The following is an 11874-nucleotide window of genomic DNA, read 5'->3' on the forward strand; positions in this document are numbered from 1 at the left end:
GCTCGATCGCGACATCGCACACAGCTCCGCCCTATCTTCATCTCTGCCGCTATCGGGGGCACAAGAGCCGCTGCCTTGCAGCGAACTGAAGATTCGGCTATATATCCAGATATACCATGGAGGAGATCAATGAGCAAGAGCGCACAGAAAAGGGCGATTGAAAATTACCGATCCCGGCTGACGAAGCGTGGCATTGTGCGGTTCGAACTCCAAGCCCTCGAGACCGATCGCGACCTCATCAGAGTGCTTGCGCGCAAGCTGAGCGAGGAAGGGCCGGAAGCTGGTGATCTCCGGCGCACGGTTCAACAGGCCGTTTCTGGCGTCCCCCCGAAGCCCGGTGGCATCTTGAACGCATTGCGTCGCTCGCCGCTCGTCGGCGCCGATCTCGACCTGACGCGCCCGCGCGAAGAAGGGCGCAAGGTCGATCTGTGACGCGCTATCTTCTCGACACCAACATCATCAGTAACGTCGTCAAGCCGCAGCCGTCTGAGTCGCTACTGGCTTGGATGGCAGCACGGCGAGATGAGGATCTTTTCATCGCATCACTTACGGTCGCGGCAATCCGGCGCGGCATCCTTGAAAAGCCACGCGGGAAGAAGCGGGATGCTCTCGATGCATGGTTCTCCGGCCCGGAGGGGCCTCAGGCCTTGTTCGCGGGTCGGATTCTGGCATTCGACGAGAAGGCCGGGCTTATCTGGGCGCGCCTGATGGCGGAGGGCAAAGTCGTCGGACAGCCGCGCAGCGGGCTCGACATGATAATCGCAGCCGTTGCCGGAGCTAACGAATGTACTGTCGTAACGGATAACGAGAGGGATTTCGCCGGAGCTCGGATCATAAATCCGATGCGCGGAGGCGCGCCGTGAGCGGCATCCGGTCCATCGACCTGCGCCTCATGACGACCTTGTCCGAGGTCCTGGCTTCGTGCTGGATTTTTCCGACGCCAGCTTCTCTTGCCTCCGAACTGAAGGGTCAACATCGACGATCCCAAATACGCGGCGCACGGCGGCTCCAAGGGCAAACGCCTGCGCTACTTCCTCCAGAGCTGCGATGACGCCACCGCGGTCCGCAAGCGCCGCCGCCACGCCATTCTGCCCCGCCCGGCCCGCGCTGCCGTATCGGCAAAAGCGATTCCAATACTCGGTGACGGCCTAATGCCAGGTCAGCAAAAGGCCATGTGTGAACAAGTGCATTTATCGCGCGACGGCCTTTTATTCAGCTCAAAACTCCTGATATTAGCTGACGACAAGAGGCCGCGGTTGCGGGAGGCTCATTTGGCAAGCGTATTCTTCTCGTACTCCCATGCGGACGAGGTCTTGCGTGACCAGCTCGAGAAGCAGCTTTCGCTGCTCAAGCGTCAAGGCGTTATTCAGGTCTGGCATGATCGCCGCATCGGCGCCGGGCAGGAATTCGCCGCGGTGATTGACCGGCATATCGAAACAGACGATATCATCCTGCTACTTGTGAGCGCCGACTTCCTTGCCTCGGATTATTGCTACGACATCGAAATGACGCGGGCCATGGAGCGTCACGAGGCTGGGGACGCCATCGTCATGCCCGTTATCCTTCGCGCTTGCGATTGGCACGGCGCTCCCTTTGGAAAGCTGAATGCCACACCACCGGACGGCAAGCCGATCACGCAGTATCCCGACCGAGACCAGGCTCTGCTTGAGGTCGCGAAGTCCGTTCGCGCAGCAGCAAATCGCCTCAAGACGGCGGCCGTCCGCCGCGAGGCTGTACAGAGTCTTGCACGGTCGACTTCGCCAGCGACCAGAGCATCGAGCCCCCGGTCCAGCAATCTGCGGCTCGCCAAGGACTTCACCGACCGCGATCGGGACCAGTTCAAGCACGAGAGCTTCGAGTATATAGCTAAATTCTTCAAGAACTCGCTTCAGGAGCTGGAGCGCCGCAATCTGGGCATAGAAACCGACTTCCGCCGCATCGACGCAAGCCGATTCACGGCCGCGGTCTACAAGAGCGGCCGAGCGATCTCCCGCTGCACCGTGTTCATTGGGGGCATCGGCGCAGACGGCATCGCCTATCTCGCGAGCGAGAGCACGGAGAGTAACGCGATGAACGAATCGCTTTCGGTTCGAAACGACGAGCACGATCTCTATCTCAAGAGTCTCGGAATGCAGCGGGGCAGCGGAACCCATCTGTCCCAAGAAGGGGCCGCCGAATACTACTGGTCCATGTTGATTGAACGCTTGCAAGGAAGCTGACCGATGCTTTCACCGAATGAATTCAGCGTTGGGCATATCGGGGCGGCAGCCAGCCTGACTTTGGTCCTTCCGGCCGATCGGTACGATCACCTGCTTCTGGTGACGACGGCACACGACGAGCCCACAGCGATATTCCTGGACGATCGGCATCAATTCGAAGCGTTCGGCTGTCAGGGCAACATACATTACAAGGGCATTCTCGTTCCCAACGTTCGAATCGAGGTCGACGAAACGAGCGTGTTTGATGTGTCACGGAACTGGGCCGAACTCGGTACTGTCGTCCGTAAGGACGATGGACTTTTCATCTCGACGGGAACGGATCGGTTCGGCGGCAATCAACTGATTGCCCTCCAAAGAAACCTTGTTGCCTGCGACGCCAACGCGGCAATCGGGTTCACTCGCTGGCAAATCGTGATCGGAGAGGGACCCTGTAAACGAACGCTGAGAATCATCGATCACGAGAAGAAGACGACGAATTGAATTCCCCGCAGGCCGCCCCATTGTGGCCGGTCGGGTGGAGCAATCACTTCGATCGAATGTGCTCTTCGTTCGCCAGGCCGGGTCGGACTGCAGCGCGCTGTGGAGTTTTCCCGAGATTGTGGACCAGCCAATGGTTTGGTCGAGCAATAGACGCAAGTCCGGTAGATTCATCCCGTTATCAGCTGCTGTGTAGTACCGACTGTACTCCTGCAGAAATTCCGGATCCGTTGAACCAACGGCTCGTCAAATGTCAGGAGGCCGACAGGAATGGGAATAGTTCGAAATCGTGCCGGGCGACATCCTGCCCTTTTTAGCGCTAGCCGGTCGCGGCGAGGTTCGTCGCCAAGTAGGCTGATGCCTTCCAGATCGTCAGTTACGATCGCGGCCCGCTCTCATTGTGTGGGAATGGGCTGATCTTGAGATCGACGAATGCCGTCCCTTCTGCGGATGTCTGTGCAGCATGCATGTTCAGGAAGCCTCGCAGATGTACTACCGCATGCGCTGCGACACGCTGGCCGATTTTTTCAGTGCTCGATCCGCACGACGAATATCCGCAAGATTGAGATATTGAGCTCTTTTGCGATGAACTGACAGGCGGAAACGGCCCAAGGACGGAAATACGCCAATCCTGACATCCTGAAGTCCGGCATTACGCCTTTGAGGGAAAAGCCTTGTATGGGGAATTCCTTGTCAAGGCCGACGAGCGAGCGTGACGTCGCCGTCCTGCCACGCGCTCAGGCGGTATCAATCGGGAGTTCCATCGTAGCCTTGTTGACCGTCAGGACGATCTCGCTCGTGTAGGATCGGATACCGGGAGCGATCCGCAACATACGGCGCGCAAATTCCTGATAGTGGGCAACATCCCGGCTGCGAACCAGCAGGATGTAGTCGATATCGCCGGCCACCAGCATGCACTGCGTCACGCGCGGCGAAGCTGCCATCTGAGCTTCAAACGCTTGCATGACCTCATCGGTCGGGGCGTCGAGCTTGAGGCGCACAACGGTCAGCAGCGGATAACTCATAGCCTCCGGCGACAGGATCGCTGCGGTGCGCTCTATGACGCCCGCCTCCCGAAGGCGGCGCACGCGCTTCAGGCACGCCGGGGGCGACAAGCCGATTTCCTCGGCCAGGATTTGGTTCGCAAGCAGGCCGTCCCGCTGCAAAGCCCGCAGAATGCGCCGGTCTATGGCGTCAAGCGTGTGAGCATCACCCGCAACTGGCTTTCCATTTCGAAAGCTATAATCGGCTTTTATCGTTCCAGATTTCTTCATCTTGTGATCATAGCCCGATTGCCCCTCAAAAACATGCTCTGAAAGAAATTACGCGGAAGCCGAATTGAGCTAGCATAACCCTATGAAAGAAGATGTCCTTCGGTTCGGGCAGCCCCAGCTCGCTCGTCTCTCGCCGCGCGGTGGCGCTTCCGTGCGTAGTCTCACGGCGATGCTGCTCCTGGCCGTCATGTGGGGCCTGTCGATCCCGGTGACGAAGCTCGGCCTTGAGACGCTGCCCCCGCTGACGCTGACCGCGATGCGGTTCGCCGTTGCCGTGCCGCTGCTGTTCCTCTTCGCGGTGGGCAAGCAGCGGCTCTCTTGGCGGGCGTTCCCGCGCGCCGCCGCGCTTGGCATCTTGGGCATTGGCGTGGGTCAGGTCGCCCAGGCGTTCGGGATTCAAGGTACGGCGGCCTCGGTCGGCACCATCATCTCGGCGACCATTCCGGTATTTGTCGTGGTCTTTGCAGCGCTCCGCCTCAAGCAGCCGGTCACAGGCCGGCAGCAACTCGGGTTGCTCGCGGCGTTTGCTGGCATCGCGCTAGTTGCCTTCGGACACGGACAGGGCGAAGTGCTCCGATCCAGTGTGAGCGGCGTAGCTTGGATGCTGCTCTCCGCGGTCGCCATTGCTTTCTACTACGTCTGGAGCGTCGAACTCACCCGCGACTACGGCACTGCCGCTGTGGCGGCGTGGAGCACGCTGTTCGGCTTCGTCGCGCTATTGCCGTGGGCAGGATGGGAGGCATGGCACAATCCCGTCCACGTCACCGCTCAAGGAACGGGCGTCGCAGCCTACCTTGGGGTCATGGTCAGCGTCGCGGGTCTGTTCCTGTGGCTGCATATCCTTCGTACTGTTCCGGCTCCGGTCGCCGCGAGTGTCCAGTACCTTCAACCGGTCTTCGGCATCGCGGCCGCGTCTGCGATGTTCGGCGATCAGTTGGGAGCGCTTTTCGCTGCCGGTGTCGTTCTGATCCTGGGCGGTCTCGCCTTGGCCGTGGCCACCCGGCGGAAAGCCGAGGAAGCCGTGCCGCATGAATAAGTGCAAGCGTCCAAGGCGGATCGACTCCTTACTCTCTTTAAGGCCCACTCAAAGCGAACCGCTGGGCGCCGGCTGAACATCGACAATAGATCCTGATCCGAGGAGAGCCCGCAGTCGGGCGCGAGAAATCGCACCGCAACCTTGTATTCGGCTAGGTCCGCAGGGGACCTGGACCATGAAGCAGCCATTCGCTTCGAGTGCGAGGCTCCGAGGCGGCGGGCACATTCTTCCCTCGGCGTTGAAGCCATGGCGTTCCGCGTGTCACCGCCATCTCGGATCGTGATCGGCAACCGCCGCACTTGCGGCGGTTGCCTAAGCTCTTCGATCTACGCTGCTGAACCCTCCTTCCTGCGGTCCGCAGGATCACACCCTCCGGGACGGAGCCGATGGTCACCAGCCGCCAACAGTCGATCAGCAGCTTGCGAGCAAGGGCGGCGATCATCGTCTTTCGCCGTGCTGGAACCGCCGCCTCGGTCCGGCAGCGGTACCATCGCGCAAGCGCGCTTCCCTTCTGAAACATCAGAAACCGCCAGGCCAATTGGATCAATCCACGGCGGACCCGGGCATTGCCAGACTTGGCCAGCCCCTTCTCTCGTCGCCTGGCGCCACTCTGATCCGGTGAGCCCGTTAGCCGGGCATAGCGTGCCACAGCGCGCCGATCCCGGAGCGGGCGCGACAGGATCTCCTGAACGAGCATATCCGCGGTCTCCAGGCCCACGCCGACGACGCGCGCCAGCAGCAAAACCATGGCGTTCGCGCGAGATTGCGGTGCCTGCTCCAGACCGGTTCGTCTGTCCCGCTCGATGGCTTCAATCTGTTCTCGCACGACGGCAAGGCGACGTTGACGACGTTCTTCAGCGGACCCATGATTTCTTTAAGTTTGGGGCTCTTCATCTCGTTCTCGGACAGACGCGCAACGACGAGATGATGATCGCCAATGAGTTCAGGGATCGGGGCGGCTTCTCGCTCGACGGCTTCGGTCCGGTCCTCGGCTTCCCGCTGCCTTCGGCGGCCTTCCTCCTCCTTGAGCTGGAGCCGTAACGCGGCCTTGGCCGCGGTGATGCTATGCTCGGCCATGCGGTGCCCGACCAGGGAGGCGTTTTGTTGCAGCAGAGAACTTCTTCGGCAGAAAATGCGTGCAGGCCGGCAGCGCGGCCCAGCCATAGGTGAACCGTTCGAGATCGCAGCGAACCTTCTGTTCGACACGCAGCGAATTCACCTGAAAGGCCTTGGCCAGCTCCTTGGCGACCCTGCGATGCTGCTGGAAGTGTTCGTCATCACGCGGCGTCGGCAAGCTTACGAGCCGGACGCTATCAGCAAGGCTCCTGAAAGCCGGCTCATTCTGAGCGGCAGCGCTGTTATTGAGCTCAGCGGCGAGCGCGAATGCCGCCTCCAACGACCTGCTGGTGGCCCATGCGACATTGTGGGGCAGTCCCGGGCAAAGCTCGTTGATTTCCGCGATAAGCCGTTCCTCAACGTGATCGGCGCCGTCGACGGCGAGCAGGGCATAGCGCAGAAGCCTGGGCAGACCCTTGAGGCGGTCGTCCCAATCGGCCGAATCTGAAGCCGCGCCGGTCGAGACCGCATCCTCGGCTGTCGGCAGGTCGAGGTCGTCGCTGTCGTCGCTGGTTGCGCTCATGCTCCGGCCTCCGCGCTGTGGTTGGCTGAGCCCACCACCACGCTCTCTTGCGGGCCGGAGTTTTGGCGGGCGCGGCCCGCGTCCTCGCAAGAATAGCTGGCGACGCGCATGCACCACGAAGTCGACAACTTGGTTGCGAATGGATGGTCAAGTTCTACGCGGCGAAGGAGGTTCGCGACGACCATGGTGGCTGTCGCGTCGCCCGTCACCGCAGCAGCGCGGTCATGACGATGTCGACGGTCAGCGTCATCTCGTCGATGGGCAGCAGCGAGAGTGCCACGCCGACCGCCGCGGCCGCATCACCGCTGAGTGCAGCGGCAAACTGGTCGTGGCGGTCCATCACGCGGATGGTATCGAGCGTGTCGATAATCAGCAGGTGCTCCGCATCGCGGATGAGATTGGAGGGCAGGGTCCGCCACCACGCTAGAGGCGGGAAATCCTGAGGAGTGAAAGGCCACGCTAATGTGGCCGCCCTGGAGATATTCTGGGCCGCATCTGCCACATCGCCGGTCTGGACGGCGAGGCCGTGATGTCGGCGCTTGCATGCCGGCATTTCCGTCTTCTTCGACATAATTGATCCCTCAGCCAGCGATCAAAATCGGTTCGGGGTAGCGGGGATTGATCCACTTACCGCTGCTGACGTGCGCCCCCGTTACGACCTTCGCCGCGATGGCGGCCGAGGGGAACAAGACGGCCACGCGGAGGCGCAGACGGTCCTGGATACCGGGGATGTCGGCCAGCGCGTCGGCAGCGGCGAGTTCGGCACGACGGGTGCGGAGGATCGGGTTGACGCTCGCGTTCACGACGCTACGTACCTCCGACCCGGCCGCAACGACGAAGCCCTCGCGCACTGTGTAGCCTCGGGCCCAGAGGTCGCAATAGTCGAGCTCGAGTTCATTGCCCAGCCGGGGCAAGTCCGTCACGTCGATCTTCATCGGCCCGGTGTCCTCAGGCCCGATCGCCATGTCGGTGTCAGTCGTTTCCACCCTGCGGCGCTGGCTTGCGAAGTTGCTGCGGAGCACGCGGCACCCGGCGTCGAACAGCAGTCGCTCGCCATGCTCGACAAATTGATCGAGCGACGCACGCTTGTGACTGGGGAGCTCCAGCACCTGCGGGTTCGTGCCCTTCATGATGTCGACCAGGCCGGCCTGCTCGGCGATTTGCGTCAGACGGTGCTGCAGGTAGATGGCCGCCGTCTTGTCGAACCAGGCGCGCTGATAGCCGGAGATGACGTAAACTTCGCGGGCGAAGGCCTTCGAATGATCTCCGAAATGCTCGGAGAGCCTGCGGCCAGCGTTGCCGGTCTCCCCGACATAGGCCATCGCATGATCCGCAAGGATGTAGCAGGCCGGCACAGTGGCGAGCGCGAATGAGATGTCTTTCACCATCGCGAACGGGAACGCCGAGACGGTGAGGCGACCGACGTCGTCGTGGACCTCCCGAAAGCCGGCGATGCCGCCCATCGGGCGGTGAATGTTGCTGGTGCAGGCGGGCTGCACGGACGGGTTGTTGTTGAAGAAGGACATGGTCTCTCTCTAGTTGAGAGATCACGAGGCCAACGTCATTGGACTAGATCGGGCCTTCGGGGCGTCGCGCCCTCATGGCGGGTCATCGCAATGCTAGTCACGTGAATCTAAAGTTCGCCACATAAAGTCTGCTGGGCTTTGTGGCAGAAGCGTTTGACGGAAGCCAAAATCTGGTCTGCCGACTTAGTCCATTTGAAGGGCTTCGGGTTTTTGTTGTGCAGGTCGATGAAGGTACGGATGTCGGCCTCGAGCTGCCCGACGGAGGTGTGAACACCTCGCTGGATCTGCTTTCTGGTGAGTTCAGCAAACCAGCGCTCGACCTGATTGATCCATGACGCGGAAGTCGGCGTGAAGTGGACATGATAATGCGGGCGACGGGCGAGCCACGCTTTGATCCTGGGTGTTTTGTGGGTGGCGTAATTGTCCATGACGATATGGATATCTAGGCCTTCAGGAACTTGAGCATCGATCTCTTTTAAAAACTTCAAGAACTCGACGGCTCGGTGGCGCTTGTAGCATTTGCCGATGACGAACCCCGAGGCGACATCGAGCGCGGCAAACAGCGTGGACGTACCATGGCGCACATAGCTGTGCGTGCGCCGTTCCGGCACGCCGGGCATCATCGGCAAGACCGGCTGCTCGCGATCGAGCGCCTGAATCTGGCTTTTCTCATCGATGCTGAGGACGAGCGCACGGTTCGGTGGGGATAGATAAAGGCCGACGATATCGCGCACCTTGTCGACGAACAGCGGATCGCTCGACAGCTTGAATGTCTGGCTACGGTGCGGCTGCAGGCCGAATGCCGCCCACATTCGGCGGATCGTGGTGTGGGAAAAGCCAGTTTCCGCAGCCATCGAACGGATCGACCAGTGCGTCGCATCGGTGGGCGTCGTACGCAATGTCCGCTCGATTACCTCGGCAACCTGATCGTCGTTGATGGTTCGAGGACGGCCAGAGCGGGCCTCGTCAAGCAGGCCATCACAGCGATCGTTCAAAAACCGGCGACGCCACTTGCCAACGGTATGTTCGAGGAGGCCGAGTTCAGCAGCCACAGACTTGCTTGGCAATCCATCTGCGCATCGCAGGATCGCGCGGCATCGCTCAGATAGCGACCGGGCAACACGATGACGACGAACTTGCCTCTCCAAGTACGTCCGCTCTTGCGCACTCAGCACTAACGGCGCGATCGGCCGGCCTCGCTCACCTGCATTCGCCACTCGTACTCTCCTCTGTAGAGATTCGAGCTATCAACTAATGTGACGAACTTGCGTTCCAGATGACTAGGTGTTCGGCATCATCGGCTTTTCGATATGCTAGCTCCGGCCGAGGTAGGTGTACTGCCTCAGTTGACACGGTAGGAACTGGTGACGAGAGCGATCGGTCCATGTGGCGCAACTGCGTCACACGACGTCAGGACTCGCGATCAGGTCTAGCCGATGAAAAACAGGGTGAGGGGGCAGGTCGTGTCAGTCTCGCCCACCGGATTGACGGTGGGCATACAGCTGACGTCGGTCACGTGCGACCGGGCCTGAAACGCCAGAGAGGGCGGGGGCAGAGACGCCGGCGCTATAGTCGAGGTTAGCCATGATCGATTCCTTACAATCGGTTGTGGTCAGGCTGTCGTTTGGTGTTCCACCACCGGGCGGCAGCCGCTTCGCTTCCTAAATATGCTCATGTGTGCGCCGAGATACCAGTCTCGCCGCGATTGAATGGTTAATGCAGTATCGGTATAGCGCATCGCGCGCCTATAGGCGCTAGGGCCCCTGCTCAAGCGCGCGATCAGGTCACAAATGGCGTCGCGCGCAACTACAGCCGATTGAGCGATTGAGACAGGTCGTGAAGCAGATCCGCTTCGTCTTCGAGCCCGACCGAAAGCCGGATCAAGTCCTCACCGACACCCATCACCAGATGGGCGTCCGGACGGATAGCCTTGCGCGCGCGGGTGATGCTCGCTGGATGCATGATTGGCGATTCCGCATCGCCAAGGCTGACGCCGAGGCTGATCAGGCGCAGATTGTCGAGCAGGCGGCGCGCGGCCTGGAAGCCTCCTCGCAATCCGAATGACAGCATGCCCGACCCGTTCGACATCTGCCGTCTCGCGACCGGGTATCGGGGATGTGAGGGAAGGAACGGATAGTTCACCCACGCGACCGCCGGATGGGTCTCAAGCATGCGAGCGATCGCGATGGCGTTGGAGCCATGCCGCATCATGCGCAGATGTAGCGTCTTCAGCCCTCTCAGGATCAGCGCGGATGCCATCGGCGACAGGACGGCGCCCGTGACGAAGCGCACGCCCTGGGAGTGGATTGTCGCGATCAACTCAGCCGGTCCGACCAGAGCGCCGCCGAGCACGTCGCCATGACCGTTGATGTACTTCGTGAGTGAATGCAGAACGATATCGGCTCCGTGCTCCAGCGGGCGCTGTAGCGCCGGTGATGCAAACGAGCTGTCGACGACGACCAGCAGGCCCGCCGCGCGGGCGCGCGCGCCAATGGCGGCGATATCCAGCACGTCGCCTGTTGGGTTGATCGGCGTCTCGAAATAGACCGCGCGGCTGCGCGAGGTGATTGCCGCATCGAGATTTACCGGGTCGCTCAGGTCGACCGGGACGACCTTGATGCCGAAGCGGGGCAAGCCGCCTTCCATCATCGCGACTGTGTTGGAGTACAGGGCCTGATGCACGATCAACTCGTCGCCCTGCGACAGCAGCGACAAGGTCAGCGCGCCGACGGCGGCCATTCCCGAGGCGACCACCAAGCCAGCGTCGCCGCCTTCGAGATTGGCAAGCCGCTCTTGCAGGATCTCCGTGGTCGGATTGTGCTCTCGGCCGTATAGCTTCCCGCCCTGCGCCGCGGTCTCGTCCTGAGCCGCCACGCTTTCGAAGGCATAGGTCGAGGTGAAGTAGACGGGGGGCGCCACCGCGCCGTGGTGATCCGCTGGGTCGTAGGCGTGATGGATTGCCCGGGTCGAGAAGCCGGGACGTCGATGCTATTCGCGAGTGAAGGGCCTGCGGCCACTGATGAAGGACGCATTCAACGGCTCCAAATCGTGAGGGGGCATGCCAACTGGCGGGACCCCAATCAATCCTCCTCGACGAAGGCATCCTCGCGGGACTTGCGGAAAGAGGGCAGGAGCACGAGGAGCAGGGCGAGCAGAGCGATGGTCAAAGCCGGTCATTGCCGAGATCGTGAGAGATCATTCCGAGTCCGGCTTCGCGGCGTGCTGCGGGCCGGTACCGATGATCGACGCTTTCGAGGCGGCCGTTGCGTCCTGGCTGGACGATCGCAAACATGTCGAGCTGTTCACGCCGCCGAAGCGGGTCGTCCAACATGACGTGCCGCCCTATGAGCTGGTGCTGAAGGCCAGCAAGACGTCGGCGATCGTCACGCCGGAGGTCGGCCTGCTTGGGACGTTGGAGGCGATGGGCGTCGACGTGCCCGTTTCCTGCGGTGGCGGCATCTGCGGCGCCTGCAGGACGCGATGGATCGAGGGACCGCCGATCCACAGGGACCGTGTGCTCTCTCCGGCAGAACGGCAGAACGAACTCATCGTCTGCGTTGGCGATTGCGCTGGTCCGAAACTGGTGCTGGATCTCTGATTCGGACGGCGGTCAACGGGATCGCGAGCCGTTCTCACTGTTGATCGGCCTTGGAATTTTACACAGACTGGCGTCCGAGCATATAAGCATGCCCAATTAGGCGAC

At 61.4% G+C, this 11874-nt stretch carries 12 protein-coding genes and 1 pseudogene; 6 read left to right on the forward strand and 7 right to left on the reverse strand.

Annotated features, from left to right (window positions below; genetic code table 11):
- Window positions 1-129: 129 nt before the first annotated feature.
- The 4 genes from ACKWRH_RS06190 to ACKWRH_RS06205 all read left to right on the forward strand — a co-directional run bounded on the left by ACKWRH_RS06190 (window position 130) and on the right by ACKWRH_RS06205 (window position 2699).
- Window positions 130-432 carry a hypothetical protein gene (locus ACKWRH_RS06190; RefSeq protein WP_445219744.1) on the forward strand — a complete coding sequence of 101 codons (303 nt, stop codon included), beginning with the start codon at window positions 130-132 and terminating at the stop codon, window positions 430-432.
- On the forward strand, window positions 429-863 hold the full coding sequence (locus ACKWRH_RS06195; protein WP_445219745.1) for a type II toxin-antitoxin system VapC family toxin: 435 nt from the start codon (window positions 429-431) through the stop codon (window positions 861-863). Before ACKWRH_RS06190 ends, ACKWRH_RS06195 begins: the two co-directional genes overlap by 4 nt.
- Before the next feature lie 408 nt (window positions 864-1271).
- A complete protein-coding gene (locus ACKWRH_RS06200) occupies window positions 1272-2219 on the forward strand; it encodes a toll/interleukin-1 receptor domain-containing protein (protein WP_445219746.1) in 948 nt (315 codons plus the stop codon).
- Between the two features lie 3 nt (window positions 2220-2222).
- Complete coding sequence (locus ACKWRH_RS06205) at window positions 2223-2699, forward strand: hypothetical protein (protein WP_445219747.1); 477 nt, start codon at window positions 2223-2225, stop codon at window positions 2697-2699.
- Between the two features lie 734 nt (window positions 2700-3433).
- Here the strand turns inward: ACKWRH_RS06205 and ACKWRH_RS06210 are convergent.
- Complete coding sequence (locus ACKWRH_RS06210; protein WP_445219748.1) at window positions 3434-3970, reverse strand: Lrp/AsnC family transcriptional regulator; 537 nt, start codon at window positions 3968-3970, stop codon at window positions 3434-3436.
- A 169-nt stretch (window positions 3971-4139) separates the two neighbouring features.
- Here ACKWRH_RS06210 and ACKWRH_RS06215 point away from each other — a divergent pair, with 169 nt between their 5' ends.
- Window positions 4140-5006, forward strand: coding sequence for a DMT family transporter (locus ACKWRH_RS06215; RefSeq protein WP_445219749.1), 867 nt, complete (start codon window positions 4140-4142; stop codon window positions 5004-5006).
- A gap of 349 nt (window positions 5007-5355) precedes the next feature.
- On the opposite strand, the pseudogene ACKWRH_RS06220 reads toward ACKWRH_RS06215, so the two are convergent.
- From ACKWRH_RS06220 to ACKWRH_RS06245, 6 genes and pseudogenes are all read right to left on the reverse strand, one after another.
- Window positions 5356-5865 (reverse strand): annotated as a pseudogene (locus ACKWRH_RS06220) (transposase); the annotation flags it as partial.
- 204 nt (window positions 5866-6069) lie between these two features.
- Window positions 6070-6645, reverse strand: coding sequence for a hypothetical protein (locus tag ACKWRH_RS06225; RefSeq protein ID WP_445219750.1), 576 nt, complete (start codon window positions 6643-6645; stop codon window positions 6070-6072).
- A gap of 205 nt (window positions 6646-6850) precedes the next feature.
- Window positions 6851-7216 (reverse strand): hypothetical protein, encoded by a 366-nt coding sequence (locus tag ACKWRH_RS06230; protein ID WP_445219751.1) that lies wholly within the window; start codon window positions 7214-7216, stop codon window positions 6851-6853.
- Between the two features lie 10 nt (window positions 7217-7226).
- Window positions 7227-8171 (reverse strand): hypothetical protein, encoded by a 945-nt coding sequence (locus ACKWRH_RS06235; protein ID WP_445219752.1) that lies wholly within the window; start codon window positions 8169-8171, stop codon window positions 7227-7229.
- A 107-nt stretch (window positions 8172-8278) separates the two neighbouring features.
- A complete protein-coding gene (locus ACKWRH_RS06240) occupies window positions 8279-9388 on the reverse strand; it encodes an IS630 family transposase (protein ID WP_445219753.1) in 1110 nt (369 codons plus the stop codon).
- Between the two features lie 589 nt (window positions 9389-9977).
- Window positions 9978-11129, reverse strand: coding sequence for a trans-sulfuration enzyme family protein (locus tag ACKWRH_RS06245; RefSeq protein ID WP_445222329.1), 1152 nt, complete (start codon window positions 11127-11129; stop codon window positions 9978-9980).
- Between the two features lie 280 nt (window positions 11130-11409).
- Here ACKWRH_RS06245 and ACKWRH_RS06250 point away from each other — a divergent pair, with 280 nt between their 5' ends.
- On the forward strand, window positions 11410-11769 hold the full coding sequence (locus ACKWRH_RS06250) for a 2Fe-2S iron-sulfur cluster-binding protein (protein WP_445219754.1): 360 nt from the start codon (window positions 11410-11412) through the stop codon (window positions 11767-11769).
- Window positions 11770-11874: the final 105 nt, after the last annotated feature.

The organism is Bradyrhizobium sp. Pa8, assembly GCF_052588265.1.